At 72.7% G+C, this 25,698-nt stretch carries 26 protein-coding genes; 6 read left to right on the top strand and 20 right to left on the bottom strand.

What is annotated here, in order from left to right:
- Positions 1–2 precede the first annotated feature (2 nt).
- The 10 genes from C4T42_RS07325 to C4T42_RS07280 all read right to left on the bottom strand — a co-directional run bounded on the left by C4T42_RS07325 (position 3) and on the right by C4T42_RS07280 (position 13,962).
- On the bottom strand, positions 3–596 hold the full coding sequence (locus C4T42_RS07325; protein WP_042671428.1) for a biliverdin-producing heme oxygenase: 594 nt from the start codon (positions 594–596) through the stop codon (positions 3–5).
- A complete protein-coding gene (locus C4T42_RS07320) occupies positions 593–3,205 on the bottom strand; it encodes a histidine kinase dimerization/phosphoacceptor domain -containing protein (protein ID WP_103984958.1) in 2,613 nt (870 codons plus the stop codon). The genes C4T42_RS07325 and C4T42_RS07320 overlap by 4 nt, the downstream gene beginning before the upstream one ends.
- Positions 3,206–3,289: 84 nt before the next feature.
- Positions 3,290–4,675 (bottom strand): dihydrolipoyl dehydrogenase, encoded by a 1,386-nt coding sequence (locus C4T42_RS07315; protein ID WP_103984982.1) that lies wholly within the window; start codon positions 4,673–4,675, stop codon positions 3,290–3,292.
- A 128-nt stretch (positions 4,676–4,803) separates the two neighbouring features.
- On the bottom strand, positions 4,804–5,832 hold the full coding sequence (gene truB, locus C4T42_RS07310) for a tRNA pseudouridine(55) synthase TruB (protein ID WP_103984957.1): 1,029 nt from the start codon (positions 5,830–5,832) through the stop codon (positions 4,804–4,806).
- Positions 5,833–5,886: 54 nt separating this feature from the next.
- Positions 5,887–6,315, bottom strand: coding sequence for a 30S ribosome-binding factor RbfA (rbfA, locus tag C4T42_RS07305; protein WP_020092715.1), 429 nt, complete (start codon positions 6,313–6,315; stop codon positions 5,887–5,889).
- A gap of 104 nt (positions 6,316–6,419) precedes the next feature.
- The gene (infB, locus tag C4T42_RS07300; RefSeq protein WP_100251352.1) at positions 6,420–9,338 is read right to left on the bottom strand and encodes a translation initiation factor IF-2; all 2,919 of its coding nucleotides are present in this window, start codon (positions 9,336–9,338) and stop codon (positions 6,420–6,422) included.
- A 76-nt stretch (positions 9,339–9,414) separates the two neighbouring features.
- Positions 9,415–10,137 (bottom strand): RNA-binding protein, encoded by a 723-nt coding sequence (locus C4T42_RS07295; RefSeq protein WP_020092717.1) that lies wholly within the window; start codon positions 10,135–10,137, stop codon positions 9,415–9,417.
- A 25-nt stretch (positions 10,138–10,162) separates the two neighbouring features.
- Positions 10,163–11,788, bottom strand: a complete 1,626-nt coding sequence (gene nusA, locus C4T42_RS07290) for a transcription termination factor NusA (RefSeq protein ID WP_042671441.1) — start codon at positions 11,786–11,788, stop codon at positions 10,163–10,165.
- Positions 11,789–11,852: 64 nt separating this feature from the next.
- On the bottom strand, positions 11,853–12,614 hold the full coding sequence (gene rimP / locus C4T42_RS07285; protein WP_103984956.1) for a ribosome maturation factor RimP: 762 nt from the start codon (positions 12,612–12,614) through the stop codon (positions 11,853–11,855).
- A 337-nt stretch (positions 12,615–12,951) separates the two neighbouring features.
- Positions 12,952–13,962, bottom strand: a complete 1,011-nt coding sequence (locus tag C4T42_RS07280) for an aldo/keto reductase (RefSeq protein ID WP_020092720.1) — start codon at positions 13,960–13,962, stop codon at positions 12,952–12,954.
- A 207-nt stretch (positions 13,963–14,169) separates the two neighbouring features.
- Between C4T42_RS07280 and C4T42_RS07275 the strand changes: the two genes are divergently transcribed.
- From C4T42_RS07275 to C4T42_RS31895, 3 genes are all read left to right on the top strand, one after another.
- Positions 14,170–15,099, top strand: a complete 930-nt coding sequence (locus C4T42_RS07275) for a protein-methionine-sulfoxide reductase heme-binding subunit MsrQ (RefSeq protein WP_042671449.1) — start codon at positions 14,170–14,172, stop codon at positions 15,097–15,099.
- A 68-nt stretch (positions 15,100–15,167) separates the two neighbouring features.
- Positions 15,168–15,566, top strand: a complete 399-nt coding sequence (locus C4T42_RS07270; protein WP_020092722.1) for a hypothetical protein — start codon at positions 15,168–15,170, stop codon at positions 15,564–15,566.
- Between the two features lie 86 nt (positions 15,567–15,652).
- Entirely contained in the window at positions 15,653–16,069 is a 417-nt protein-coding gene (locus C4T42_RS31895) for a hypothetical protein (RefSeq protein ID WP_128083293.1), read from the top strand.
- Between the two features lie 14 nt (positions 16,070–16,083).
- On the opposite strand, the gene C4T42_RS31890 is transcribed toward C4T42_RS31895, so the two are convergent.
- Both C4T42_RS31890 and C4T42_RS07260 read right to left on the bottom strand, forming a co-directional pair.
- Positions 16,084–16,260 carry a hypothetical protein gene (locus tag C4T42_RS31890; RefSeq protein WP_012320668.1) on the bottom strand — a complete coding sequence of 59 codons (177 nt, stop codon included), beginning with the start codon at positions 16,258–16,260 and terminating at the stop codon, positions 16,084–16,086.
- Positions 16,261–16,397: 137 nt separating this feature from the next.
- Positions 16,398–16,796 carry a DUF4174 domain-containing protein gene (locus tag C4T42_RS07260; RefSeq protein ID WP_026604857.1) on the bottom strand — a complete coding sequence of 133 codons (399 nt, stop codon included), beginning with the start codon at positions 16,794–16,796 and terminating at the stop codon, positions 16,398–16,400.
- A 123-nt stretch (positions 16,797–16,919) separates the two neighbouring features.
- Here C4T42_RS07260 and C4T42_RS07255 point away from each other — a divergent pair, with 123 nt between their 5' ends.
- Together C4T42_RS07255 and ssb are read left to right on the top strand one after the other, a co-directional pair.
- The gene (locus C4T42_RS07255; protein ID WP_020092724.1) at positions 16,920–17,939 is read left to right on the top strand and encodes an NADP-dependent oxidoreductase; all 1,020 of its coding nucleotides are present in this window, start codon (positions 16,920–16,922) and stop codon (positions 17,937–17,939) included.
- 168 nt (positions 17,940–18,107) lie between these two features.
- Positions 18,108–18,677, top strand: coding sequence for a single-stranded DNA-binding protein (ssb, locus tag C4T42_RS07250; protein ID WP_020092725.1), 570 nt, complete (start codon positions 18,108–18,110; stop codon positions 18,675–18,677).
- Positions 18,678–18,870: 193 nt separating this feature from the next.
- Here ssb and C4T42_RS07245 read toward each other — a convergent pair whose 3' ends face one another.
- The 7 genes from C4T42_RS07245 to xth form a co-directional block, all read right to left on the bottom strand.
- Complete coding sequence (locus tag C4T42_RS07245; RefSeq protein ID WP_026604858.1) at positions 18,871–19,338, bottom strand: hypothetical protein; 468 nt, start codon at positions 19,336–19,338, stop codon at positions 18,871–18,873.
- A 201-nt stretch (positions 19,339–19,539) separates the two neighbouring features.
- Positions 19,540–19,860 carry a hypothetical protein gene (locus C4T42_RS07240; protein WP_020092727.1) on the bottom strand — a complete coding sequence of 107 codons (321 nt, stop codon included), beginning with the start codon at positions 19,858–19,860 and terminating at the stop codon, positions 19,540–19,542.
- A 139-nt stretch (positions 19,861–19,999) separates the two neighbouring features.
- Positions 20,000–20,314 carry a hypothetical protein gene (locus tag C4T42_RS07235; RefSeq protein ID WP_020092728.1) on the bottom strand — a complete coding sequence of 105 codons (315 nt, stop codon included), beginning with the start codon at positions 20,312–20,314 and terminating at the stop codon, positions 20,000–20,002.
- 101 nt (positions 20,315–20,415) lie between these two features.
- A complete protein-coding gene (locus C4T42_RS07230) occupies positions 20,416–20,700 on the bottom strand; it encodes a hypothetical protein (RefSeq protein WP_244539825.1) in 285 nt (94 codons plus the stop codon).
- An 87-nt stretch (positions 20,701–20,787) separates the two neighbouring features.
- Entirely contained in the window at positions 20,788–21,570 is a 783-nt protein-coding gene (locus tag C4T42_RS07225) for an SDR family oxidoreductase (RefSeq protein WP_026604859.1), read from the bottom strand.
- A gap of 315 nt (positions 21,571–21,885) precedes the next feature.
- Positions 21,886–22,764 carry an SDR family oxidoreductase gene (locus tag C4T42_RS07220; protein ID WP_020092731.1) on the bottom strand — a complete coding sequence of 293 codons (879 nt, stop codon included), beginning with the start codon at positions 22,762–22,764 and terminating at the stop codon, positions 21,886–21,888.
- Between the two features lie 268 nt (positions 22,765–23,032).
- The gene (xth, locus tag C4T42_RS07215) at positions 23,033–23,842 is read right to left on the bottom strand and encodes an exodeoxyribonuclease III (RefSeq protein ID WP_020092733.1); all 810 of its coding nucleotides are present in this window, start codon (positions 23,840–23,842) and stop codon (positions 23,033–23,035) included.
- A gap of 159 nt (positions 23,843–24,001) precedes the next feature.
- On the opposite strand from xth, the gene C4T42_RS07210 reads away from it, so the two are divergent.
- Entirely contained in the window at positions 24,002–24,736 is a 735-nt protein-coding gene (locus C4T42_RS07210) for a lysophospholipid acyltransferase family protein (protein ID WP_020092734.1), read from the top strand.
- Between the two features lie 12 nt (positions 24,737–24,748).
- Here the strand turns inward: C4T42_RS07210 and C4T42_RS07205 are convergent, their stop codons facing one another.
- Positions 24,749–25,657, bottom strand: a complete 909-nt coding sequence (locus C4T42_RS07205) for an outer-membrane lipoprotein carrier protein LolA (protein ID WP_020092735.1) — start codon at positions 25,655–25,657, stop codon at positions 24,749–24,751.
- Positions 25,658–25,698: the final 41 nt, after the last annotated feature.

Genomic DNA, 25,698 nt, shown 5'->3' with positions numbered 1-25,698 from the left:
GCTCAGGCGGCGGCCGGCAGCTCCGGGACCGGGCAGAGCCACGCGCGCATCGCCGCGAAGGTCGACAAGGCCGCGCCGGTGAGCGCGGCCTCCGCGGCCGGGTCGTCGCCGAACGCGTCCAGGCGCGCGCGGAAGGCGGCCCACATCGCCCCCGCGGCGGGCCCGTGCGCCCGGTAATAGGCGAGCCCCGCGCCGGAGAATCCGTGCAGGCCGGCGATGTGCCGGCCGATCAGCTGCCCGCCGAGGGTCGATCCCTCCAGCACGTAGAGCGCGCCCGTGGCGGCGGCCGGCCCGTGGAGAGCCGGAGCGGCCGGCCGCGGGAGCGCCGCGACCGCGTCCGGACGGAGGCCGAGATGGTCGAGATCGGCCGCGAGGAGCGCGAGACGGCGCCGCGGCGCCAGGAACGGCTCGTCGGCGAGTCCCGATCCGATGGCCGCCTCCCAGACCGCGTGGAAGCCGTAGAGGCGCCCCAGCAGGTCCCGGTAGCCGTCGAGCGTCGCCACCCGCGCCTGCCAGTCGAGGGACACCTCCAGCGCCCGGTGGGCCGGATCGGTCGCGGCGCGCAGCCGCGCGTGCAGGCCGTCGCGGGACCTCACGCGGTGATCGTGAAGCAGGCGCCGGGATTGTTGGCGACGGTGAGCTTGGCGTTGATCTGGTCGAGCATCGCCCGGATCAGTTTCATGCCGAGGCCCGAGCCCTTGCTCCGCGCCTTGGCGTCGGCCCAGTCGTCGGGCAGGCCGGCCCCGTCGTCGCAGACGCGCAGCTGGACCTCGCCGGGGCCGGAGGCCGAGACGCTGACCTCGACACGGCCGCCGCCGGCCGGGTTCGCCGCGTACTTGAAGGCGTTGGTGACGAGTTCCGTGGCGATCATCGAGAGCGCCACCGCCTTGCGGTAGGGCACCATCAGGCCGGGCTCCGCCGACATGTCGACCGCGTGCCCGTCGCCGGCCAGCCCCGCGAGGTCGTTGCACAGGCTCTCGATGGTCTGGCCGAGATCGACCTCGTCGAACCGATCCGCCTGGTACAGGCTGTCGTGCACCCGCGCGACGCTCATCACCCGCGCGGAGGTGTCGGCGAAGGCCTGCCGGGCCTCGCCGTCGGCGATCTGGCGCCGCTGCATCTGCAGGAAGGCCGAGACGATCTGCAGGGAGTTCTTGACCCGGTGGTCGATCTCCCGCGTGAGGAGATCCTTCTGCTCGAGCAGGCGCTCCTTCTCGGCGAGCAGGCCGGTGAGTTCGTCGATCTTGCGCCGCTGGCGCAACACGACGCCCTCGACCGCCTCGGCCAGGGAGCCGGCGAGCTGGACCTGCCATTCCGCGAAGGGCGCGGCGAAGCCGGTGCGCTCCTCGACCCAGCGCTCGAACGAGCGGCGGGGCAGCACCGCCACGGGACCGCTTCCGGCGAGGACGGGCTTGCGCGGGTCGCCGCCCCACGTGACCGTGCTGGGCACCTCGGGCCGGAACCACACCAGCAGGTTCTCGCGCGAATCGTCCACGAAGGCCGAGAGCAGGCCGCTGGCGATCTCGCGATGCGGCCCGGTCTCCGGATAGTCGGCGCTGAAGCTGTCGCTGCTGTAGACGACCTCGCCCTCCGGCACGCGCGCCCGCAGCCAGCCCGCGATCGCCGCCACCATCTCGGCCGGCGGCGTCCGTCCGATCAGCGTGACCCGCTCGCCGGAGACGATGCCGGCGCCGGTGGCGCTGAACAGGTCGAGCAGCGTCGTCGTCCCGGCGGTCAGGGCGGCGACGAAGTCGTCGGATCGGGTCAGGCCGCGCACGAGGCGTCCCTCGACGTCGAGATGCGCCTGCCGCTCGGCCCAGAGCCGGCGCGACTCGATTTCCTCCACCCGCATGGCGAAGGCGTCGGTGAGCACCGTGGCGGCCGCGCGCGTCTCCGGCGTGACATAGTGCGGGCGGCGATGGTGACCGATCATCAGGCCCCAGAGCCGTCCCTCGACCATGATCGAGATCGACATCGAGCCGTTCACGCCGAGGTTGCGCTGGTACTCCAGGTGGATCGGCGAGAGCGTGCGGTGCTGGGCGAAGGTCAGGTCGATCGGGCCGTTTCCGGCCCCGGGCGCCGCGACCAGCCCGACCGGGACGCTGTCGCGGTCGATGACGAAGCGGCTCTTGGCCTTGGTGTAGAGGGCCCGGGCCTGGGCGGGAATGTCGGAGGCGGGGAAACGCAGGCCCAGCAGGCTGCGCGACCAGCCCGGCACCTTGTCCTCGGCCACGGCCTCGCCGTTCCAGTCCGGGTCGAAGCGGTAGACCAGCACCGCCTCGAAGCCGGTCAGGGCCCGGATCTCGAGAGCCGCGATCCGGGCGGCCTCGGCCAGGGTCCCGGCCTCGCGCAGGCGACCGACGGCCAGCTCGGTATCGACCTGACTTGCCGTAGCGAAATCGTCGGCCGAGTCCGGCTCGAGCTCCATCTCGACGATGACGCGGCCGGCATGGGCGTGGACGACGGCGTGATAGGCGCCGCGATCCGGGAAGGTCAGGGTCCGGCGGATGGAGGCGCCGTCCTCGAGGGTCCCGCTCGCGAGCCGCGCGCGGATCGCCGCGACGACCTCCGCCGGCAGCACGTCCGCCAGGGGCCGGCCCGCCAGCGGCGGCTCGATCGGGTCGATGATCTCGCCGACATTGGCCGAGTAGGCCGCGACCAGGAGGGTTCCGGCATCGGCCGCGAGCATCACGGCGTTGGGCTGGATCGAGCCCGGGATGTGGATCGGCTCGCGCTCGCAGAGGCTGGCATCCACCGGCTCGGCGCGCACCCGCCGGCCGATCGCCGCCATCACGGCCTCGCGCGACAGGTCGGCGCCGAGGCTCTCGACCGGATCGATGGTCAGCCACGTCACCGGGCGCGTGCCGCCGATCCGGCCGTGACGCATGTGGATCCGGGCCCGGAGCGGCTGCGGTAGCCGGCCGAAGACGTAGTCGAAGGTCTCGTCCAGGGCGCCGCGGCGCGCGCCCGCGAGGAACCGGCCGCGGAAGCTCGGCACGTTGGTGCCCGGCATCACGTCGCGGAAATAGTCGCGCCCGAGGACGGCATCGCGCGACAGCCCGGAGATCGCGCTCGCGCCCTCGCTGAAGGCCACGACGGTGCCGGCCGCATCGAGCCCGATCACCCCCTGGTCGAGGCGGTCGAGCGCGTCCGGCGCGATGACGTCGAGATCGACGTCCGTATCGGGGGCCTGGCTGGGCGGCATCAGGAGCGAAACCGGCTCATTCAGACGGGTATGGCGACCGAAATGGCCGAGCGCAATGCTAGTGATGTCAGCAAGATCAACGCCTCAGCTTCTCTGTATGATCTTAGACATAATACTGATAAGCCCTTCTTCAACCGTAGGATGGTACACCGGGCGATCATGCACGGCCTGGGCCGTCTGCTTCTCGGCGACGGCGTACGTGAGCAGGTGCGCGAGGTGTTCCACGGCCGGCCCGAGCATCTCGCCCCCGAGCAGTCGCTTGGACCGATCGGCCCAGATCCGCATGCCGCCGCGGTTCAGTCCCTCCACGCGGGCGCGCCCCTGGTCGGAGAAATCCAGGGCGCCGACGATCCGTCGATCGTCCTCCGGGTCGTAGGGCGCGCCGATCACCGCCGCCTGGGGATGGGTGAAGACCATCGCGAGGCTCGTCCACGGCTCCGGCGTCGCGACCGGGCGGCCCGCCACGAGGGCGGCCGCGTTGGCGCCCGCGATCGTGCCCTGGCGGCTCGCCTCGTGCAGCACCGGTCGCCAGCCGTCGACGTCGCCGGCGATCAGGATCGGTGCCCCGGCGCAGACGAGGCTGCGCCGGTCGAAGTCCGGCACGCCCGTCTCGCCGATTCGAAGGCCGGTCGCCTCCAGCCCGAGGGGCTCCAGGTTCGGAGAACGGCCGGTGGCGGCCAGCACCCGCGCCGCCCGCGTGACCTGGTCGCGACCGTGGCGGTCGACCCAGCCGAGACGCACGCCGTCGCTGTCCGCAACGGCGTCCCGAACCTCGGCGCCGAGGTGAAGATCCATCTCCGAACCGAAGATCGCGGCGGCCTGCCGGGCGAGGTCGGGCTCGGTCAGGCCGGCGACGGTGTCGCCCGCGTCGATGACCGTGACGGCGACGCCGAGCCGGGCCATGGCCTGGGCGATCTCGATCCCGACGGCACCGGCCCCGAGAACGGCCAGCGAGGCCGGGAGATCGGGGATCTCGAAGAGCGTGTCGGTGGTGAGGACGTGCGCCCCGAGGACCCGCAGGGGCTCCGGGACGATCGGACTCGAGCCCGTGGCGATGACCGCGGCCCGGAAGCGGATCCGGATCGCGTCGTCGATCAGCAGGGTGCGGTCGCTCTCGAACCGCGCCGTGCCGCCGAGGCGCTCGTCTTCGGGGAGATCGTCGAGACCTTCGAGGACGCTGCCGACGAACCGGTCGCGCTCTTCGCGGAGGCGCCGCAGCACGGCGGGCCCGTCCACCGCGACGTCCGGAACCCGGATGCCGAACAGGTCGGCGGTGCGGGCGACGTGGGCGGCGGTGCCCGCGGCAATCAGGAGTTTCGAGGGCATGCAGCCGACCCGCGCGCAGGTCGTGCCGCCGGGGCCGCGCTCGATCAGGACCGACCGCGCCCCCGCCGCCGTCGCGGCGCGATGGGCCGCGATTCCGGCGGTCCCGGCACCGATCACTGCCACGTCGTAGTCGAGTTCACGCATCAGCATTCCGGACCGTCCGCCGGGGCCAAAGCGTCACGGCTCAGGTTCGTTCCGCCTGCGCGCTCTCGTCTCAGCCCGGCCTGGACCGGCCGGGGCCCCGCGCGCTCAGGCGGCGCGGAGCCGGCGTGTCAGGCGCTGCGGCCCGGGGCGGTGCCGCCGAGGTGGAACACCCGGTGCGGGACCAGCTCGCCGCGCTCCACATCTCCTACGGCGACCAGGATCCCGGCGCAGGTCGCGAAGGCCTTGCCCTCCACCGGGGCGTCGCGGCCCCGCAGGATGACCGATTGCCCCCGCATCAGGCGCAGGCCCAGATCGCGCGACACCGCGACCTCCGGGATGGCGTCGAGGGCCGTCTCCACCGGTCGCAGGTAGGCGAGGGCCGCCTCGGGGCTGCCGTCGGTCAGGGCCGAGACCGGGCAGGCCTCGGCTTCCGAGAAGGGGCCGACGCGGGTCCGGCGCAGGGCGGCCACGTGGCCGTAGCAGCCGAGCATCCGGCCGAGATCGCGGGCCAGGGCCCGCACGTAGGTGCCCTTGCCGCACTCGGCCTCGATCACGGTGCGCTCGCCGTCGTGCTCGACGATGGCGAGTCGGTCGATCTGCACCGGCCGGGCGACCAGCTCCACGGTCTCGCCCTCGCGGGCGAGGTCGTAGGCGCGCTCGCCCTGGATCTTGATGGCCGAGTAGCGCGGCGGTACCTGCTCGATCGCGCCCACGAAAGCCGGCAGCGCCGCCTCGACCGCCGTCCGGTCCGGGCGGGCGTCGCTCGTCGCGACGGGACGCCCCTCGGCATCGTCGGTGTCGGTCTCGATGCCCCACTGGACGGTGAACCGGTAGGCCTTGCGGCCGTCCATCACGAACGGGACGGTCTTGGTCGCCTCGCCGAGGGCGATCGGCAGGATGCCGGAGGCCAGCGGGTCGAGGGTGCCGGCGTGGCCGGCCTTCTTGGCGTTGAAGGCGCGCTTCACCACCGCGACCGCGTGGGTCGAGGTCATGCCGACATGCTTGTCGAGGATCACCCAGCCCGAGACGTCCCGGCGCTTCGGCCGGTCCGGACGCGGCCCGCGCTGCGGACGGCGCCCCTCCGGCCCGCGGCGCTCAGCGCTCGGCGGGGGAGCCTGGCGCTCGGCCGGCGGAAAATCTTCCATGGAAACCGTCATGTCCGCGTGTCCCCCGGGGTCGATGCCCCGTCCCTTTCTGCTTGGTATCGGGACTCAATGCCCCGTCCCGGTCTCCGGTTCGTCGTCCTCGGGCCCGGACTCGAGGTCCCGCTGGACCCGCTCGTCCCGCAGCAGCCGGTCGATGCGCGCGGCCTCGTCGAAGGTCTCGTCCCGCCGGAACCGCAATTCCGGCGCGAATTTCAGGTTCACCCGCCGGGCCACCTCCTGGCGCAGCACCTTCCGGTGGCGCTCCAGGGCGGCGATCACCGGCGCCTCGTCGAGGCCGCCGAGCGGCATCACGTAGGCCGTGGCGAGCTTCAGGTCCGGCGACATCCGCACCTCCGGCACGGTCACGACATGCGTGCCGAGCACCGGATCCTGGATATCGCCGCGCTGGAGCACCTCGGCCAGCGCGTGGCGCACGAGTTCGGCCACGCGCTGCTGGCGCTGCGAGGGGCCGGTGGAGGTCGGTTTCTGGGCCATTCTGTCTCGGGCCGGCCCGCCGGAGCGGACGGCGCACGTCCTGAAAAAAGAAAAGACGGCCGCGGCAGGTGCCGCGGCCGCCCTGTCCGGATGAGTCCGGAGCGTCAGAGGGTGCGGCGGATCTCCTCGACCCGGTAGCACTCGATCACGTCGCCCGCGCGCATGTTCTCGAAGTTCTCGAAGGCCATGCCGCACTCCTGACCGGAGGTGACTTCCTTCGCGTCGTCCTTGAAGCGCTTGAGCGTCTTGAGCTTGCCCTCGTGGATCACGACGCTGTCGCGGATGAGGCGGACATGCGCGCCGCGCTCCACGATGCCGTCGGTGACGCGGCAACCCGCGACCTTGCCGACCTTGGAGACCTCGAAGACCTCCTGGATCGTCGCCTCGCCCAGGCGCTCCTCGCGGAGCGTCGGCGGCAGCATCCCCGACAGCGTGGCTTTGATGTCGTCCACGAGGTCGTAGATGATGTTGTAGTAGCGGATCTCGATGCCCGCCCGCTCGGCGGCCTCGCGGGCCTCCTTGTGGGCGCGCACGTTGAAGCCGATGACGACGGCCTTCGACGCCTGCGCCAGGGTGATGTCCGACTCGGTGATGCCGCCGACGCCGGCCAGGAGGATGCGGGCCGCGACCTCGTCGTTGCCGAGCTTCTCCAGGGCGCCCGAGATCGCCTCGACCGAGCCCTGCACGTCGCCCTTGATGACGACCGGCAGCTCCTTGCGGCCGGCGCCTTCCTTGAGGTCGCGCATCATATCGACCAGCGAGCGGTTGGCACCGCCGGTCCGCGCGTTCTGGCGCTCCCGCTTCTGACGGGCGCGGTACTCGGTGACCTCGCGGGCGCGGGCCTCGTTCGGCACCACGATCACGCGGTCGCCGGCATCCGGCGTGCCGTTGAAGCCCAGCACCTCCACCGGCACCGACGGCCCGGCGTACTGCACGTTCTCGCCGAGATCGTCGATCAGGGCGCGCACGCGGCCCCACTCGGCGCCCGCCACGACGATGTCGCCGGTGAACAGGGTGCCGCGCTGGACCAGGACCGTGGCCACGGGGCCGCGGCCGCGGTCGAGCTGGGCCTCGATGACCGTGCCCTCGCCGTCGCGCTTCTCGTTCGCGCGCAGGTTCATGATCTCGGCCTGGATCTGGATGCCCTCCAGGAGCTGCGGCAGGCCGGCGCCGGTCTTGGCCGAGACCTCGAACTCGAGGGTCTCACCGCCCATCGACTCGACCTGGATGTCGTGCTGCAGCAGCTCCGTGCGGACCCGCTCCGGCTTGGCATCCGGCTTGTCGATCTTGTTGACCGCGATGATCATCGGGACACCGGCTGCCTTGGCGTGCTGGATGGCCTCGATGGTCTGGGGCATGACGCCGTCATCGGCCGCCACCACGATCACCACGATATCGGTGACCTTGGCGCCGCGGGCGCGCATCGACGTGAACGCCGCGTGGCCCGGGGTGTCGATGAAGGTGATCATGTCGCCGGAGGGCGACGCGACCTGATAGGCGCCGATGTGCTGGGTGATGCCGCCGGCCTCGCCCTCGACCACGTTCTCCTTGCGGATCGCGTCGAGCAGCGACGTCTTGCCGTGGTCGACGTGGCCCATGATGGTGACCACCGGCGGACGGGGATCGAGATCCTCCTCCAGATCCGGCTCGTCGGAGGAGAGGCCCTCCTCGACGTCGGACTCGGCGACGCGGCGCACCGTGTGGCCGAGTTCCTCGGCGATGAGCTGGGCGGTGTCCGAATCGATCACGTCGGTGATCTTGTGGATCTGGCCCTGCTTCATCAGCAGACGGATCACGTCCACGGCCCGCTCCGACATGCGGTTGGCGAGTTCCTGGATGGTGATCGTCTCGGGGATCGTCACCTCGCGGGACAGCTTCTCCTTCTGCTCCACGTGGCCGCGGCCGCTCATGCGCTGCTGGCGGCGGCGGAACGAGGCGACCGAGCGCGTGCGCTCGTCCTCGCCCGAGGTCGCGTTGGCGATGGTCAGGCGGCCGCGGTTGCGGTCGCCGCCCGGAGATTTCGGGGTCTTCGGCGGCGCGATGATCTTGAGCGGCATGCCGGGACGGCGGATCACCCGCTTGGTCTCGGACTCGTCCTCGTTGGTCTGGGCACCGCGACCGGCGGGGCGCGCCGCGGCCCCCGCGCCGGCGGGACGCGCGGCGGTCGCCGGCGTCGCGCTCTTCTCGGGCTCGGGCGCCGGAGCCGGACGGGCCATGAAGTTGAGGTCGCGCGGCTTGCGCGAGTCGGCCGTGATGGTCTTGCGCGGCTCGCCCGTGGAGGGGCGCGGCGTCAGCGGCGGGCGCGGAGCGGCCGGAGCCGCGGCGGAGGCAGCTGGGCGCGCGGCGGCCGGACGGGCCGCCTCGGGCTGACGGGCCGGCGCTGCCGCGGGGCGCGCCGGCGCCGCGGCGGCGGGACGGGCAGCGGCCGGCTGGGCCGGCGCCTCGGCCGGACGGGCCGGTGTCGCGGCGGGGGCGTCGGCCGCGGGTGCGGGGGCGGCGGCCTGAGCCTCGGCGGCCTTGGCAGCGTCAGCCGCCGCGGCAGCGGCGGCCGCAGCCGCGGCCTTGCGCTCCTCGTCCTCGCGACGGCGGGCCTCGGCGGCCTCGCGCTCGCGGCGGGCCTGCTCCTCGGCCTCGCGACGGCGCGCCTCGGCCTCGGCCTCCACCTTGCGGCGGGCCTCGGCCTCGCGGCGCTGCGCGTCGGCGAGGGCGGCGGCGCGGGCCGCACTCTCCTGCTCGCTCAGGGTGCGCAGGACGACCCCCGAAGCGGCGCGCTGCGCCGGACGCGGAGCCGGCGCCGTCGGCGCGGGGGCCGCCGGGCGTGGGGCCGGCGCGGGTTCACGGGCAGGGGCGGCCGGCGCCGCACCGATGACGCGGCGCTTCACCGTCTCGACCACGACCTGCTTGGAGCGGCCATGGGAGAAGCTCTGACGCACGGTGCCCGCCTCGATCGGCCGCTTGAGGCCGAGCGGCTTCGGGGAAGTCCGGTTCAGAGTCTTGTCGCCCGGGTTGTTCGTATCGCTCATTCAGCCTGAACCCTGAGGGTTTCCATCGTCCCGTGAACCGACACCCGGTGGCGCCGGTCAAAATAGTCCTGCGTCGTCAACGTGAGGCTTCGTCGATCCCGCCGATTCGGGCTGGATCGGGCTCCCCGGTCGCCGCGGCGGCGCCCTCGAAGGAGCGTAGCCGACGCCAACGCGACAGGCAGCCGGCGGCTCCGGCTCCTGCGACGAGCGCAGCGTGTATCACATGATCCCGACCTAAGGCCATGTCCAATTCGTCCTCGGACAGGTCATCGATGATCGGGATCCTTGACATGGCCCCGCCGTGGCGCCTGTGCAAGGCCGACGCGATCTTCCGCCGGCCGTCCGGGCTCGCCTCGGCGGCATGAATCACCGCAATGGCGCCCGGCTGCCCGCCGATCGCGGCCTCGACCTTCGAGAAGCCCGCGACCACGCAGCCCGCCTTGTTGGCCATGGCGATGGCCTGCCGCAGGTCGTCCCGCAGCCCGGCGGCGATCCGGTCCGGCAGGTCGGGGGCGGCCGGGGTCGGCCCCTTGAACGCCCGCGAGAACAGGTTCTTCCGCACCGCGGTCGCGACAGCCTCGCGCCGGGCGCTGATCCAGGCGCCGCGGCCCGGCAGCTTGGCGCGCAGGTCGGGCACGACGCTGCCGTCCGGCCCGCGCACGAACCGGATCATCGCGTCCGGCGCCTGGACGACGCGCGTGACGATGCAGGTCCGCTCGGGCGAGCGGCGGCCGGGGCCGGCATCGAGCCCCCCGGCATCCAGCCCGTCCTCGGGCAGGGTCGTGTCGACCGCGACCATCGCGCCTCCGCCGCCGGCGCCCGCCTCAGGCCTCAACCTGCGCGGGGGCGGCCTCGTCGCCCTCGGCCGCCTCGGCACCCTCCTCGGCCTCCGGCTCCGGCAGGGCCTCGATCCAGCCGGCCTTCAGGCGGGCGGCCATGATCAGGGCCTCGGCCTCGGCGCGGGACAGGTCGAACCCGTCGAGGTAGCCGGCGTGGCGCACGGCCTCGGGACCGCGGCCCTCCGTGTAGCCGACGAGGTCGTCGGTGGCGCAGCCCGCCAGATCCTCGACGGTCTTCACGTCGTTCTCGCCGAGGGCGACCATCATGGGCGTGGTGATGCCCTCGATCTCCCGCAGCTCGTCGGCGACGCCGAGCTCGGTGCGGCGGGCGTCGTGCGCCTGCTCGATCCGGGCGAGGTGGTCCTGGGCGCGGGCCTGGATCTCGGTGCCGGTCTCCTCGTCGAGACCCTGGATGCCGGAGAGCTCCTGGATGTCGACGTAGGCGATCTCCTCGACGTTGCGGAAGCCTTCCGCGGCGAGCAGCTGGCCGACGGTCTCGTCGACGTCGAGCGCCTCCATGAAGACCTGGGTCCGCTCGGCGAACTCCTTCTGGCGGCGCTCCGATTCCTCGGCCTCGGTCAGGATGTCGATGTCCCAGCCGGTGAGCTGCGAGGCGAGGCGCACGTTCTGGCCGCGGCGGCCGATCGCCAGCGACAGCTGGTCGTCCGGCACCACCACCTCGATGCGGTCGGCCTCCTCGTCGAGCACCACCTTCACCACCTCGGCGGGCTGGAGCGCGTTGACGATGAAGGTCGCCTCGTCCTCGGACCACGGGATGATGTCGATCTTCTCGCCCTGCAGCTCGCCGACGACGGCCTGCACGCGCGAGCCACGCATACCGACGCAGGCACCGACCGGGTCGATGCTGCCGTCGCGCGAGATCACCGCGATCTTGGCGCGGGAGCCCGGATCGCGGGCCACCGCCTTCACCTCGACGATGCCGTCGTAGATCTCCGGCACTTCCTGGCCGAACAGCTTGGCCATGAATTGCGGGTGCGAGCGCGACAGGAAGATCTGCGGGCCGCGCACTTCCGAGCGCACGTCGAACAGGTAGGAGCGGATCCGGTCACCCGGCCGGAAGGTCTCGCGCGGGATCATCTCGTCCCGGCGCACGATGCCCTCGCCGCGGCCGAGATCGACGATCACGTTGCCGTACTCGACGCGCTTCACGATGCCGTTGAGGATCTCGCCGATCCGGTCCTTGTACTCGTCGAACTGGCGGGCGCGCTCGGCGTCGCGGACCTTCTGGACGATGACCTGCTTGGCCGACTGCGCGGCCACGCGGCCGAAATCGAAGGGCGGCAGGGTGTCGGAGATCACGTCGCCGACCAGCGCGCCCGGGTTGTAGCGGCGGGCCTGATCGAGGGTGATCTCGCGGGCATCGTTCTCGACCTGATCGACGACCAGGAGGTGACGCGAGAGGCGCAGCGCCCCGGTCTTCGGGTCGATCTCGGCGTGAACGTCGGTCTCGGCGCCGTAGCGGGAGCGGGCCGCCTTGGCGATCGCCTCCTCCATCGCGTCGATCACGATGGAGCGGTCGATCACCTTCTCGCGGGCGACCGCGTCGGCGATCTGGAGGAGTTCGAGCCTGTTGGCGCTGACGACGGCCATCGGTGTCGGTCCTTCTCTTCCGTCAAATCTTCGGGCCGGCCGCTGGGCGGCCGACGCTGGGGTCTCAGTGCAGGGAGTCGCGGTCCTTGAGCCGGGATGCCTTGGTCACGACCGGCTTCTTGGGACCGGTCCGGGCCGGATGCTTGGGCTTCGCCGCGGGGCTGGCCTTGCGGGGGCCCTTCGGCTGGAAGGGCGCGCGCGCCGGCGGCGCGCTCTCCGCGGCGTCCTCCTCGTCCTCGGCCTCGTCGGCCTCATCCGTGGCGGGCGGCCCGCCGCGGCGCAGCGACTCGCGGATCAGCTCGTCGGTGAGGACGAGATGGGCCTCGGCGAGGTCCTTCAGCGGCAGGTCGATGCGGCTCGGCAGCCCTTCCTTCACGTCGGGCAGGTCGATCGGGACGGTCGCGCCCGTCGGGTCCGGCGCGCCGAGGATGCCGCGGAAGCGCTTGCGCCCGTCCAGCGGCGGGCTCAGCTCGACCTTGGCCTCGTAGCCGGCCCAGCGGGCGAAGTCCGAGACCCGCACCAGCGGCCGGTCGATCCCCGGCGAGGATACTTCGAGGTTGTAGGCGCCGCCCACCGGATCGTCGACGTCGAGGATCGGCGAGATCGCGCGGCTCACCGCCTCGCAATCGTCGATCGTGAAGGTGCCGTCCGGACGCTCCGCCATGATCTGCACGGTGCAGCCGTTGACGTTGGACATCCGCACCCGGACCAGCCGGAAGCCGAGGCCCGCGAGCGGCCCCTCGATCGCCTGCGCGACGCGCGCGGCGACTCCGGCCTCGCGGACGAGGCGCTTCTCGGACAGATCCGCTTCAATCTCGGACGACATGGGTGTTCAGCGCGCAACCTTCGCGGCGTTCTGCCTGGCCGCCCGCGGCGTGGGGCCTCGTGCGGCGAGAGGATGTGCGGCGAAAAAAAAGAGCGGACCCGGTGGGGCCCACTCCCGAACCGCAGCCTCTCGACTGCCATCAGAACTGTTGAGAGCTAGATAGCGGCCCTCGGCCCGGAGCGCAAGGTGGATCCGCCGCGCCGCGCGAGCCCGCTCGTCCCGTCCTCGGCCTTATCCCGCGGTGCCGGAGCGTCGCGGAGGCCTCGAAGGAGCCCTCCTTCGAGGCTCGCCGCGCTTGCACCCCGGGACGAGGGGTTCGGTCGGAGATCGCCTTTGCTCAGCCGCTGCGCGGCACCCGCCCCTCCAGCGGATAGGCCGGATCGTTGTAGCCCGGCGTCGTCGGATGCCCCGCGGCCACGAACCCGTCGACCAGCGCCTCGTCCTCCGGGGTGAAGGCGTAGTCCAGGGCGCCGAGATATTCCTGCCACTGCGCCTCCGTGCGCGGCCCGGCGATCACGCCGGTGACGAGGCGGTTGTTCAGCACCCACGCGGTGGCGAACTGGCCGGCCGTGATGCCGCGGGCCTCGGCGTGCTCCCTCAGGGTCCGGGCGATGCGCAGGGATTCCGGGCGCCACTCGGTCTGCATCATCCGGGCGTCCTGGCGGCCGGCGCGCGACTCGGCCGGCGGCGGCGCGTCGGGGTCGTACTTGCCGGTGAGCACGCCGCGCGCGAGCGGCGAGTACGGCACCACGCCGAGCCCGAAATGCGCGCAGGCGGGCAGGTGCTCGGTCTCCGGCATCCTATTGAAGGCGTTGTAGTAGGGCTGGCTCACCACCGGCCGGTCGATCCCGGCCTCGTCGCAGAGCCGACAGATCTCGGCGACCCGCCAGGAGCGGTGATTCGAGACGCCGAAATGGCGGATCTTGCCCGCCCGCACGAGGTCGGCGATCGCCCGGACCGTCTCGGCCAGCGGCGTGTCGTGGTCCTCCTTGTGGAGGTAGTAGATGTCGATGAAATCCGTGCCGAGGCGGCGCAGGCTGTCCTCGGCGGCCTTCATCACGTGGACCCGCGAGAGGCCGCGGTCGTTGACGCCCGGCCCGGTCGGGTTGGCAACCTTGGTGGCCAGGACCCAGGCGTCGCGCTCTGCCCGGATCGCCCGGCCGGTGATCTCCTCCGAGCGGCCCTCCGTGTAGACGTTGGCCGTGTCGATGAAGTTGATCCCGGCCTCCCGGGCGCTGGCGACGACGCGGCCGGCCGTGGCCTCGTCGGTGGGGCCGCCGAACATCATCGTGCCGAGACAGATCGGCGAGACCTTGAGGCCCGAGCGGCCGAGCGTGCGATACTGCATGGGATCCCTCCAACGTCCGTCGTCCCGCTATCTCGCCGCGGGAACGGCGCGGTCAACCACAACACAGGTCAACGCCGCCCTGTAACCCGCGAACGCCCGCGGCGAACCGACCCGTGACGGCACCGATGGCCCGGGCAGCCGTTCCCGCCGGTGGCCCGGGCCACCGGCGCGGCGCCGTCGTCCACCGCGAAGCTTCCGTTCGGACCCATGATCGATCGCTCGGCCGCCGCCCTCGGCATCCCCCTCCCCTGGCTCGACCGGGCCGGCCGCCTCTCCTGGCTGAAGCTCGCGGTGTTCGCGTGCTGCGTCGCGCCCGCGCTCTACCTCGCGGCCGCCTACCGGCTCGACGCCCTCGGGGCGAAGCCGATCACCGCGCTGATCCACGCCACCGGCGAGTGGGCGGTGCGCTTCCTGCTCTTCTCGCTGGCGATCTCGCCGCTGCGCCGCCTCGCGGACTGGCCGAAGGTCCTCGTCGTGCGGCGCATGCTCGGCGTCACCGTGATGGCCTACGCGGTGGCCCATCTGACCCTCTACGCCGTCGACCAGAACCTGATCCTCACCAAGGTGATCTCCGAGATCGCGCTCCGGCTCTACCTGACGATCGGCTTCGTGGCCCTGATCGGCCTGATCGCTTTAGGGTTGACCTCCACGGACGCGGCGATCCGCAACCTCGGCCCGAACTGGAATCGCCTGCACCGCCTCACCTACACGATCGCCGTGGCGGCCCTGGTCCACTACTTCCTGCAGTCGAAGATCGATGTCACCGACCCGGTCTTCTCGGCGGGCCTGTTCCTGCTGCTGATGGGCTGGCGGGTGATGCGGCGCTTCCAGTGGCCGGAGCGGCCCTGGTCGCTCCTCCTCCTGGCGATCGTCGCCGGGCTCGCGACCGCCGGCCTGGAGGCCGCGTGGTACGGCCTCGCCAGCGGTGTGCCGGCCAACCTCGTCCTCGCCGCCAACCTGGACTTCTCCGGGCCGATCCGGCCGGCCTGGTGGGTGCTGGCCGTCGGCCTGTCGCTCCCGCTCGTGGCGCTCGTGCGCGGCCCGAAGGCCCCGGCACCGGGCAGGCGACCGGCCCGGGCGGCCCGCCGGGAGCCTATCCGGGAGCCCGTCCGGGAGCCCTTGTCGCCGTCGGCCTGATGCCGCAGAACCCGCTCCCGGTCCTCCGCCGCCGGCGGCCCCGGGCCCAGCGGAGCTTTCGAGACGCCATGCGCGGCACGCCTCTCCTGATCGCGGGCTTGCTCGCGCCGACCCTCGCCTTCGCGACGCCCCCCGCGACCCAGGCCGCGAAGCCGGCCGCCAAGGCGGCGCCCGCCGCGCCGCCGGCCGCCGCCGCACCGGCAGCCGCGGCCTGCACGCCGCCCGCGCCGCCGCCGGCCTCCGCGCGCCCGGCCAAGCCGGAGCTGCCGCCGAAGCCCGCCTGCCTCGACGCCAAGGAGGGCTGCCCGGGCTGGGAGGCCTACAGCTACAACGACGCGATCAAGGCCTATAACCTGCAGGCGCAGGCCTTCCGGCCGATCGCCGAGGCCTACCTGCAGAAGCTCAATGCCTACGTGAAGGCGAGCGCGGACTACGCCCAGTGCGAAGTGAACGCGATGCAGAAGTAGCCGGCTGAACGGCGGCCGACACCGCGGCTCGGAGGCGGTTCAGGCGCCCGGTCGCATCCTCCGGCGATGATGGCCGCGATCCCCGCGTGCCCGCTCACGCCGAGGCCACCGTGCCCGCTCGTCGTCTCCTCTTACGAACCGGCTTCTGCGCCCTGCTCCTCGCCGCCGGCCCGGCCCTGGCCGCCGATTTCGACGGCCCCTACCCGCCGCACGGCGACGGCGGGCCCGCCCAGGACGACGAGCCGGAGCGCCGGCCACCGCCGCCCTCTCCGGGACCGCGGCCCGAATCCGAAGTCCGCGGTCCCCGCTTCACAGCGGCGCCCCCAGAAGCGTCCCCGGAGGCGTGCCGGGAATTCGTGCGGCGGCGCTTCGGTCCGGACGGGGAGCCGGTGCTGCGACGAGTGCGGGTCTGCGACGAGCCGGTCGTCGACCGCGGGCCGCCGCCGCCTCCCCCGCCGCCGGAGGACATCCCGCCCCGTCGCTGGGGCGGGCCGCGCTGGTAGCGTGGGAATCCGGCTCAGATGCGGGCCGGCGCCTTCCTGAGGGCGGCCGCGAAGGCCTTGAGCTGGCGGTTCAGATCCGCCAGCTCGTTCAGCGCGATGGTCTTGTGGCCGTCGCGGACCGCGCGCTCGATATCCTCGACCTGCAGGTCGACGAGGCGGCGGATGGCGGTGGCGACTTGTTGTCGGGTCATCGATTCGAGCGTCTCGTCCGAGCGTCCTGGCGGGCCTCAACGGACGGCCGGTACGCGGCCGTCGACACGTTTCGGTGATAGGCCGGTAGGCTTAACCGATGGTGTCCGCGGCCCCGCCGTTCACAGGGGATCGGGCCCTAGCGGCGCTCGCGCATCTCGCTGCGGCGCATCGGCATCGCGTCGATGGTGGCGAACAGCCTCTGCGGCGCGATCGGCGCCGCTTCGGTGATCTTGGCACCCCCGTCCTTGCCGACCAGGACCGCGCGGAAGCTGTCCGCGGGCAGGCCGAGGCGCTCGCGCAGGGCCCGCGCCTCGGCCCCCGCGCCGACCGCTTCGAGCACCACGAGGTCGCGCTCGGCGACGCCGGTGCGGACCGAGGCCAGCGCCGCCCGCTGCGCCCGGAGCTGCGCGTCCCCGGCCTCGGGCGCCGACAGCACCAGCACCCGCGCCCGGTCGCGATAGCTATCGAGGGGACCGGCCAGGGCGGCCCCCGCCGCCATAGCTGCCAGCCCGAGTCCCAGTGCCGTCTCCCGCATGCCGCCGCTCCGCGCTCTCGAGTCGGGACAACGCGCGACTCGGCCGCGCGATCGCGGCGGCGCGTTTGCCTCGCGGGCCCGGCGCCCCAGATCGGGGCGGAAGCCCGTGTCCCGGAGTCCGGAATGACCACCGCCATGAACCGCCGCATCGTCCTGGCCTCGCGCCCGCACGGCGAGCCGCGGCCCGAGAATTTCCGCCTGGAGGAGGTGCCGGTGCCGCAGCCCGGACCCGGCCAGGTCCTCCTGCGCACCCGCTGGCTGTCGCTGGACCCCTACATGCGCGGCCGGATGAGCGACGCGAAATCCTACGCGGCGCCCGTCGAGATCGGCGCGCCGATCACCGCCGAGACGGTGGGCGAGGTGGTCGCCTCCAACCACCCGGATCACGCCGTGGGCGACCTGCTGACAGCCTTCGCGGGCTGGCAGGAGTACTTCGTCACCGACGCCAAGGGCTCGCGCAAGGTCGACCCCGATGCCGCCCCGCCCTCCACGGCGCTGGGCGTGCTCGGGATGCCGGGCATGACCGCCTATACCGGCCTCCTCAACATCGGCCGGCCGAAATTCGGCGAGACCGTCGTGGTGGCCGCCGCCGCCGGCCCCGTGGGCTCCCTGGTCGGCCAGATCGCCAAGATCCACGGCGCCCGCGCCGTCGGGATCGCGGGCGGCCCCGAGAAGTGCCGCTACCTCACCGAGGAGCTCGGCTTCGACGCCGCGATCGACCATCGCGGGTCCGACCTGCCGGGCGCGCTGGCGGCCGCCTGCCCGAAGGGCATCGACGTGTACTTCGAGAATGTCGGCGGCGCGGTCTTCGCCGCCGTGCTGCCGCTGCTCAACCCGTTCGCGCGGATCCCGGTCTGCGGCCTCGTCTCCGCCTACAACGCCACCGAGGTGCCCCCCGGCCCGGACCGCCTGCCCAGCCTGATGCGCGCGGTCCTGACCAACCGGCTGCACATCCAGGGCTTCATCGTCTGGGACTTCGCCGAGCAGGCGGACACATTCCGCAAGGAGGTCGCCGGCTGGATCCAGGACGGGCGCGTCCGCTACCGCGAGGACGTGGTCGAGGGGCTGGAGAACGCCGCCGAGGCGTTCATCGGCCTGTTGAAAGGTCGGAATTTCGGCAAGCTCGTCGTCCGCGTCGCCTGAGAGCGGCTTGCTGCCCAAACGGAACAGATATAGAACAAATCGATCCGTCGGCGCTGCGGAAAGCGGGCACAAGCCCGCCCCGCCGGTTGCCGCTCCGGAGGCCCGGGCGCATGGTTCGCGCGCCGCCGGGCAGATGCCCTGTGAGATCCGTACGACTAGGAGAGAGCGATGGCGGGCAGCGTCAACAAGGTGATTCTGGTGGGCAATCTCGGGCGCGATCCCGAGATGCGCCGCCTCGGTTCGGGCGACCCGGTCTGCAACCTCCGGCTCGCGACGTCGGAGTCGTGGAAGGACAAGGCGACCGGCGAGCGCAAGGAGAAGACCGAGTGGCACTCGGTCGTGATCTACAACGACAACCTCGCCCGGGTGGCCGAGCAGTACCTGCGCAAGGGCTCGAAGGTCTACATCGAGGGCCAGCTCCAGACCCGGAAGTGGACCGACAATTCCGGCGTCGAGAAGTACACGACCGAGGTGGTGCTCCAGCGCTTCCGCGGCGAGATGACGATCCTCGACGGGCGCGGCGGCGGCGGCGGCGACTTCGCCGGCGAGGACGAGGGCGGCGGCCAGATCAGCCGTGGCGGCGACTTCGGCGGTGGTCGGGGTGGTGATCGCGGCGGCGATTTCGGCGGCGGTCGGGCCCAGGGCGGCGAGCGGCGTCCGGCCCCGGCCTCCTCGGGTGGCGGCGGTGGCGGTGGCAGCCGCGGCGGCTACGACCTCGACGACGACATCCCCTTCTAGGACCGCCCACGATCCGGAGGCCCTGTACCGTCACCCGGGTCGGCCTGCCCGACCCGGGTGACGCGGACATCTGGGCTGCGTCAGCGCAGCCGTTTCAAGGCAGCATCCCGGGACCGCGCGGCGGTGCCCGGGATCCAGATCCGCCGGCGTACGTCTCGGGCCGCCCGCCTTCGGCGCCCCGGAGCGCCGCCGCTCAACCCTTGAGCTGCCGGTTGCAGGCCGAGTAGTAGCCGCCGCCCTTCTCGATCCACTTCATGCCGCCCAGCGTGCCGGCAGCCTTCGCGGCGTTGTAGCTGTCGAGGCAGGTGTGCATCCGGGCCTTGCCGGCCGATTCCTTGGCGTATTTCGGATCGACGGCGCGGGGGAACGTGGCCGACGCCGCGGCGGCGGACGTCGTCCCGGCGCGCGGGGCGGCCGGCGGCGCGGCCGGAGCTGTCGTCGCGGTCGGCGAGACAGGGTTCGGCGCGGTCGTCGGGGCGTTGTCGGCCGCCGCACCGCACTCGGCCTTGCGGAAGTCGTTCCACTTCTGGCCGTTGAGCGTGCCGGCCTGCTTGGCGGCCTGATACTTGACCGAGCAATCCTTCGCGGAGAGCGCGGAAGCCGGCGCGGCGCCGGCCACCAGGCCGGCGATCATCAGGGATGCAAATACATAGCGACTCATGACGAAGAATCTCCGGGACACTATGTTGCGTCCCGAAAGAGATTAATACGGCTCTATGCCGTCGTGAATATGGGTTTGTCCGTTCCAGGGGACAACGCGATGGCCGAGCACTGACCCGGCACCGGCCGGCCGCGGATCCGGATCGCGCGCGGCGGGCCGAGCTCTGGACGCGGCGACCCGAACTCGGGTCGCCGACGCGGATCACCAGCCGCCGTAGGACCGGCGCGGGCCCTCGTAGCCGCCATAGCCGCCATAGCCGCCGTAACCGCGGTCGTAGCCGCCGTAGCCGGGCCGGCCGCCGTAGGGTCCCCGCGGTCCGCCCCAGCCCCAGCCGCGATCGTTCGGCCGGCAATGGCCCCAGGGATTGGGATGGAAGCCCGGACCGCAGCCTCCGGCCACGCGCTCGATCACCGATCCGGCATCGGGCGGCCCGTAGCCGAACGGCGCCGCGTTGGCCGTCGTGGCGGTCGCGAGAGCCGCGGCGGCCACCGCGACGAGGCCGATCACCTTGGCGCGCATCATGACACGATCTCCTGAACCTGCGGCCCGGACGCGCCGGGCCGATGACAGGAGGATGCGCCGGCCGCTGTGAACCCGGACAGGCTCGGGCATTCATCGAGCCGACACTCTCGGCCGGCCGGGCCTCCGCGCGGCGGGTCGGTCAGGCGGCCTGGAGCTGGATCGGCGCCGGTGCGGGCGCCCGCGAGCGCGCGAAGAGGTCGGCGCCGACCGTCACGCCCGCAGCCCTGACCAGCGTGGCCTCGTCGCAGGAGCGCGCGACCTTCAGGCCGAGCGCCTCGAGCCGCGCGTGCTCGGCGCAGTAGGCGGCGATCCGGGCGCGGCCGTAGGCCGGCATCGGCGCGAGCAGCCGGTCGCGCTCCGCGTCGTCGGCGCGGAACAGGGCCGAGATCAGCTCGATCGGAACCGGATACCGCGCCAGGGCGCTCGGGTGGGGTCGGTTGCCGTCGCGCGCCATGGGTGCCTCTCCGCTTCGCTGTGCGGTGGAAGGTTCGGCAACCATAGTTAACGATCAGTTGTGATCGCGGCGGGAGCCTCGGTGAGCCGCCCCGCGGCGCCTCAGCGGCGGGGCGGGCTCACCCAGGTTCCGCCGGCGGCGCGATCCGACTCCGGCGCCGCGAACGGGGGTCGCGCGTCCGCCCAGCGGGCGACCGGGCCCGCGGCCGGCGCGATCGAGCCCGTCGTCTCGGGGTCGGTCCAGACGGGGGCGCCCGCGGCGACCAGCGCGGGTGACGCGGACGGATCCGGCAGGTTCCGCTCGTAGCCGGCGACGACCGCCGCGAGGGCGATCGCCACGAGGACGAACGCTAGACCGTCGACGATCATGGAGCCGAGTCTCGGCATGGTGCCCGCGCCTGTTGACCAAGCCTCCGGGCTACGGCGGCAGGGTTAACGAACCCTGTCCGAACCCGGCGGATCGGGCCGACGCGTTCAGATGTTGCGCGCGCCGCGCAGCGTCTTCAGGCCGATTCCCGTCGACTCGAAGCCGCCGTCGACGGCGAGCTGCTGACCGGTGATGTAGGAGGCGCGCTCCGAGCAGAGGAACACGATCGCCTCCGCGAGCTCCGTCTCCAGCCCGTAACGGCCGAGCGGGACGGCGTCGTGGTAATCCGCCCGGATCTCGGGGCTGTGCACCGCCTTGGCCATCGCGGTGTCCACCGGACCGGGAGCGACGGCGTTCACGCGGATCCCGTACTGCGCCAGCTCGGCGGCCTGCTGCTTGGTGAGCTGCGCGAGGCCCGCCTTGCTGGTGCCGTAGGCGGTGCGGAGCGTCGAGGCGCGCAGGCCCGAGATCGAGGTGATGTTCACGATGGCGCCGCCGCGCTCGGACAGGAGCGGGACGGCCGCCTGCGTGCACAGGAACGGGCCGGACAGGTTGACGGCGAGCACCCGCGACCAGTCGGCGAAGGTGGTCTCGGTCAGCGGCTTGAAGATCGCGATGCCGGCATTGTTGACCAGGGCGTCGAGGCGGCCGAACCGGTCGGCGACCTGCTGGATCGCCGCCGCCACCGCCTCGGGGTCGGAGACGTCGGCCGTCACCGCGAGCGTGGCTTCCGGACGGCCGAGCCGCTCGGCCGCCGCCGCCGCGCCCGGGCCGTCGATGTCGAGAAGGGCGACGTTCCAGCCGTCGGCGAGGAAGCGGGTCGCGGTGGCGAGGCCGATGCCGCGGGCGGCCCCCGTCACCAGCGCGGTCCGGGCCTGGGCGTCGCTCATGGTCGTCTCCGTCGGGATCGGCGGCGCCCGGATGGCGCGGGTCAGCGTTCGGGTCCGCGGCGGTGCCATCACCGCGCGCCGGACCCGGGCGGCCTTCCGGGCCGTCCCGCCGTTGTGAACCGATCCGCCCTCAACGTCTGATGGATCGCGCGCGCGCCGTCGAGGGTCTGCCCGAACATCCGCCCGGCGATGACCCGCGTCAGCGAAGCGGCCCGGGAGCGCCACGCCCGGCGGATGTCCCGCGGGTCCGGGGCACGTCGCAGCGCTCGGGACGACGGCGTGGTGCCGCCGCAAAGAGCGGCGACGGGTGCGGGATTAGAGCATCGGCATGCCGCCGGTGACCGGCACCAGCGCCCCGGACATGTAGCTGCCCTCGCGGGAGGCGAGCAGCACGTAGGCCGGGGCCAGCTCCGCGGGCTGGCCGGCGCGGCCGAGCGGCGTCTGCGCACCGAGCTGCTCCATCTGCTCCGGGCTCTTCACGATCGGCTGGATCGGCGTCCAGACCGGCCCGGGGGCGACGCAGTTCACCCGGATGCCCTGCGGCGCCAGCAGGTTCGACAGGCCGATGGTCAGGCTCGCGATCGCGCCCTTGGTGGCGGCGTAGATCAGCATGTTCGGCCCGGCGACCTTGGCCTGCACGCTGGTGCTGTTCACGATCGCGCCGCCCGGCTTCATGTGCGGCACCGCCGCCTGGGCGAGGTAGTACATGGCGAAGACGTTGGCGCGGAACGAGCCCTCGATGTCGGACGCCGCCAGATCGTCGAGGCCCTCGTTCACCACCTGGGCGGCGGCGTTGTTCACGAGGATGTCGAGGCGCCCGAAGGCCGCGACGGTGCGCGCCACGAGATCTCGGCACCGGGCCTCGTCGCGGATGTCGCCGGGGAGCAGCAGGCAGCGGCGGCCGGCCTTCTCGACCCAGGCCTTCGTGTCCTCGGCATCCTCCTGCTCGACCTCGAGATAGGAGATCGCCACGTCGGCGCCCTCGCGGGCGTAGGCGATGGCCACCGCCCGGCCGATGCCGGAATCGCCGCCGGTGATCAGCGCCGCCTGACCCGTCAGCAGGCCTTTGCCGACGTAGCTCTCCTCGCCGTGGTCGGGGCGCGGCGTCATCTTCGTGGTGAGGCCCGGGCGGGTCTGCTGCTGGTCGCGGGGGAAGGGCGGCCGGGGGCCGGCCTCGCGCGGGTCCTGGGTCATCGGGTGCGGCTCCTCGGCTTGGGACCCGCAGGATCTAGGGCCGTCGCCGCGGCCACCGCCTGCGCCCGGGGGTCACAGGCGGTGGCCGCGACCGGGCCGTCTCAGAAGGCCCGGTTGCGGTTGGCGTGCGGGCCGCCGTAGCGGCGGCGCAGGTAGGACACGACCTTGGGAAGCAGGAAAGCGATCAGGATCTTGCGCATCGGGGCTCGCTCGCGTCACGGGTTCGTGAGCGGGCAATGCTCGGACCGCGCCGCAGTTCCGCGCCCGGTCACAGCTCCAGCGTGAGGGTCACCGGGGCGTGGTCGGAGGGGCGCTCCCAGGCGCGGGCCTCGCGCAGCACCTCGACCTTGCGGACGGTCCCGGCGAGGTCGGGCGACACCCAGGCATGGTCGAGGCGCCGCCCCTTGTTGGCGGCCGACCAGTCGGGGGAGCGGTAGCTCCACCACGTGTAGATCTTCTCCGGCTCCGGGGTGAGGTGGCGCGCCGCGTCGATCCAGCCCGCCTCCCCGCGCAGCACCTCCAGCGCCTCGGTCTCCACCGGCGTGTGGCTGACCACGTCGAGGAGCTGCTTGTGCGACCAGACGTCGTGCTCCAGGGGCGCGACGTTGAGGTCGCCCACGAGGATCGCCGGCCCGGAGATGCGCCTGCCGCCCCAGGCGCGCAGTTCGGACAGGAAGTCGAGCTTGTGGGCGAATTTCGGGTTCAGGTCGCGGTCCGGCACGTCGCCGCCGGCCGGGACGTAGAAATCGTGCAGCACGATGCCCGAGGCCGCCCCGGCCTCCGGCCCCAGCACCGCCGAGATGTGGCGGGCGTCCTGACGCTCGCAGAAGCCCATCACGGCGCGGGTGTGCAGGGGGAAGCGGGAGAGGATCGCGACGCCGTTGTAGCCCTTCTGGCCGGCGAACATCACGTGCTCGTAGCCCGAACCGCGCAGGGCCTTCAGCGGGAAGGCGTCGTCCGGGCACTTGGTCTCCTGCAGGCAGAGCACGTCCGGCCTGTGCTCGGCGAGGAAGCGCAGCACGAGGTCGATGCGCAGGCGCACCGAGTTGATGTTCCAGGTGGTGACGGTGAATTGCACGGGCGGCGCTGGGGTTCTGACGGCGTTGCGCTCCGATAGCCGATTTCGCGGCCCGCGACAGTCCGCTCACCGCCCGCCCGGCGAAAGGCCGTGCGCGCCCGGCCGGCAGGCGCTATGTCCGGGCCCTGCCCTGTCCCGGGCCCCTCGTCGAGGCCCGTCATGGCGCACGCCCGCTCGCTCCTGTTCGCCGTCTACTGGGCCGCCTGGACGACCCTGTTCCTCGCGCCGCTGGCGATCTTCCTCCTGTCCGGATCGCCGCAGCGGCCGATCCGCCGGGCGACGCGGCTCTGGGCGCGCGGGATCCTGGGCGGGCTCAGGCGCATCGTGGGGCTGCGCTACGTCGAGGAGGGCCGCCAGCACCTGCCGGACGAGCCCTGCCTGATCGTCGCCAACCACCAGTCGACATGGGAGACGCTGGCCTTCCTGGTCCTGGTGCCGGACGTGGCGATCGTCGCGAAGCGGGAGCTGCTGGCGATCCCGGTGGTCGGCTGGTTCCTCCGACGCTCGCCGATGATCGTCATTGACCGGGCCAAGGGCACCCAGGCCCTGCGCACCATGATCGACGGCGGTCGGGAGGCGGTCGCGGCGGGGCGGTCGGTCCTGATCTTCCCCGAGGGTACCCGCGGCGCGATCGGCGAGCCGCTCCGCTTCAAGCGCGGCGTCGAGTTGCTCTACGGCCGTCTCGGCCTGCCGGTGGTGCCGGTGGCGCTCAATTCCGGCCTGTTCTGGCCCGGGGGCGCGGCGACCCGGTCCGGCACGGTGGTGGTGAGCTACCTCGCGGCCCTGGCCCCCGGCCTGTCGACCGCGGAGTTCCTGCACGGGACGGAGGGCGCGATCGATCGGGAGTTGAACCGGTGGCGGCCGGGCGCCGCGGCCGGGCTCGGCGCCCCCTGAGGGGCGACCCCGTCACTTCTGCGATTGCTGGATCTGCTGCTGCATCGCCTTGTCCTCGGACCGTCCGTAATTGATGAAGAACAGGCTGCCGTCGACACTCTTGCCCTTCTGCAGGTTCGAGAGCGTCACCGTGGTGACGTAGCCCTGCGGGTCGGTGATCCGCCACTGCGACAGGGTCTTCATCTCGGCGTCGAAGAACAGCTGGATCTTCGAGGTGCCGCCGAGGGTGGCGCGGTCCTCCAGGCTGATGCGGACGCTGCCTGGATCGCTCGCCACGTCGGTGACGGTGAGGTCGCGGGCGAGGTCGATCTTCTCGCGCAGGAGGAATTTCAGCGGCGTCTGGGCGATGAAGTAGAGGTCCTGGGTGTTCAGCTTGCGGTCGCGCACCGCCACCGAGGTCCCGTCGGCGACCACCTCCAGCGGCGAGGGCTGGTCGTAGTCGAAGCGCAGGCGGCCGGGCTTGACGAGCGTCAGCTTGCCGCCGATCCGGCGGCCGTCGGCGCCGATCTGCACGAAATTGCCCGTCAGGGTGTTGATGCCGTTGAAGTAGGCGTTGGCCTGCGCCAGCAGCGCGGCGGGATCGGCCGAGTCGGCCGTGACGATCGCCGTCGGCGCGCCCACCGCCGCGACCTTCGGCTCGGGCGCCTTGTGGTCCGCCTTATCGGCGGCCTTGTCGCCGCCCTTGCCGGACTTGGCCGTGCCGGGCTTCGTCTCCTTGCTCGCCTCCTTGGCCTTGGGCGCGGCCTTCTTGGCCGGCGCAGGGGCCGCCGGGGCGGCCTCCGGCTGCGGGGCGGGCTCCTCCTTGTGGCCGAACAGGCTGTCGATGAAGGCGCCGACCTGCGCGTGGGCCGGGTTGGCTGTCGCGAGCCACAGCCCGGCGGCGATCACGGAGCCGGCTGTGCGGGTGCGGCGGCCGATCATCGGCAGAGTCTCCTGAGGAGCCGCGGGCAAGCTCCGGCGGC

It is taken from the genome of Methylobacterium sp. 190mf (genome assembly GCF_900107945.1).
In the GTDB taxonomy this organism is placed as follows: domain Bacteria; phylum Pseudomonadota; class Alphaproteobacteria; order Rhizobiales; family Beijerinckiaceae; genus Methylobacterium.
Note: the sequence above shows the minus strand (reverse complement) of the source record. Positions and strands in the feature narration are given on the sequence as shown.

Excerpts from the sequence above, each read along its gene's own strand:
- C4T42_RS07320 (WP_103984958.1), bottom strand. The coding sequence starts at position 3,205 with ATGCCGCCCAGCCAGGCCCCCGATACGGACGTCGATCTCGACGTCATC.
- C4T42_RS07315 (WP_103984982.1), bottom strand. The coding sequence starts at position 4,675 with ATGCGTGAACTCGACTACGACGTGGCAGTGATCGGTGCCGGGACCGCC.
- truB (WP_103984957.1), bottom strand. The coding sequence starts at position 5,832 with ATGACGGTTTCCATGGAAGATTTTCCGCCGGCCGAGCGCCAGGCTCCC.
- rbfA (WP_020092715.1), bottom strand. The coding sequence starts at position 6,315 with ATGGCCCAGAAACCGACCTCCACCGGCCCCTCGCAGCGCCAGCAGCGC.
- infB (WP_100251352.1), bottom strand. The coding sequence starts at position 9,338 with ATGAGCGATACGAACAACCCGGGCGACAAGACTCTGAACCGGACTTCC.
- C4T42_RS07295 (WP_020092717.1), bottom strand. The coding sequence starts at position 10,137 with ATGGTCGCGGTCGACACGACCCTGCCCGAGGACGGGCTGGATGCCGGG.
- nusA (WP_042671441.1), bottom strand. The coding sequence starts at position 11,788 with ATGGCCGTCGTCAGCGCCAACAGGCTCGAACTCCTCCAGATCGCCGAC.
- rimP (WP_103984956.1), bottom strand. The coding sequence starts at position 12,614 with ATGTCGTCCGAGATTGAAGCGGATCTGTCCGAGAAGCGCCTCGTCCGC.
- C4T42_RS07280 (WP_020092720.1), bottom strand. The coding sequence starts at position 13,962 with ATGCAGTATCGCACGCTCGGCCGCTCGGGCCTCAAGGTCTCGCCGATC.
- C4T42_RS07275 (WP_042671449.1), top strand. The coding sequence starts at position 14,170 with ATGATCGATCGCTCGGCCGCCGCCCTCGGCATCCCCCTCCCCTGGCTC.
- C4T42_RS07270 (WP_020092722.1), top strand. The coding sequence starts at position 15,168 with ATGCGCGGCACGCCTCTCCTGATCGCGGGCTTGCTCGCGCCGACCCTC.
- C4T42_RS31890 (WP_012320668.1), bottom strand. The coding sequence starts at position 16,260 with ATGACCCGACAACAAGTCGCCACCGCCATCCGCCGCCTCGTCGACCTG.
- C4T42_RS07260 (WP_026604857.1), bottom strand. The coding sequence starts at position 16,796 with ATGCGGGAGACGGCACTGGGACTCGGGCTGGCAGCTATGGCGGCGGGG.
- C4T42_RS07255 (WP_020092724.1), top strand. The coding sequence starts at position 16,920 with ATGACCACCGCCATGAACCGCCGCATCGTCCTGGCCTCGCGCCCGCAC.
- ssb (WP_020092725.1), top strand. The coding sequence starts at position 18,108 with ATGGCGGGCAGCGTCAACAAGGTGATTCTGGTGGGCAATCTCGGGCGC.
- C4T42_RS07245 (WP_026604858.1), bottom strand. The coding sequence starts at position 19,338 with ATGAGTCGCTATGTATTTGCATCCCTGATGATCGCCGGCCTGGTGGCC.
- C4T42_RS07240 (WP_020092727.1), bottom strand. The coding sequence starts at position 19,860 with ATGATGCGCGCCAAGGTGATCGGCCTCGTCGCGGTGGCCGCCGCGGCT.
- C4T42_RS07235 (WP_020092728.1), bottom strand. The coding sequence starts at position 20,314 with ATGGCGCGCGACGGCAACCGACCCCACCCGAGCGCCCTGGCGCGGTAT.
- C4T42_RS07230 (WP_244539825.1), bottom strand. The coding sequence starts at position 20,700 with ATGCCGAGACTCGGCTCCATGATCGTCGACGGTCTAGCGTTCGTCCTC.
- C4T42_RS07225 (WP_026604859.1), bottom strand. The coding sequence starts at position 21,570 with ATGAGCGACGCCCAGGCCCGGACCGCGCTGGTGACGGGGGCCGCCCGC.
- C4T42_RS07220 (WP_020092731.1), bottom strand. The coding sequence starts at position 22,764 with ATGACCCAGGACCCGCGCGAGGCCGGCCCCCGGCCGCCCTTCCCCCGC.
- C4T42_RS07210 (WP_020092734.1), top strand. The coding sequence starts at position 24,002 with ATGGCGCACGCCCGCTCGCTCCTGTTCGCCGTCTACTGGGCCGCCTGG.
- C4T42_RS07205 (WP_020092735.1), bottom strand. The coding sequence starts at position 25,657 with ATGATCGGCCGCCGCACCCGCACAGCCGGCTCCGTGATCGCCGCCGGG.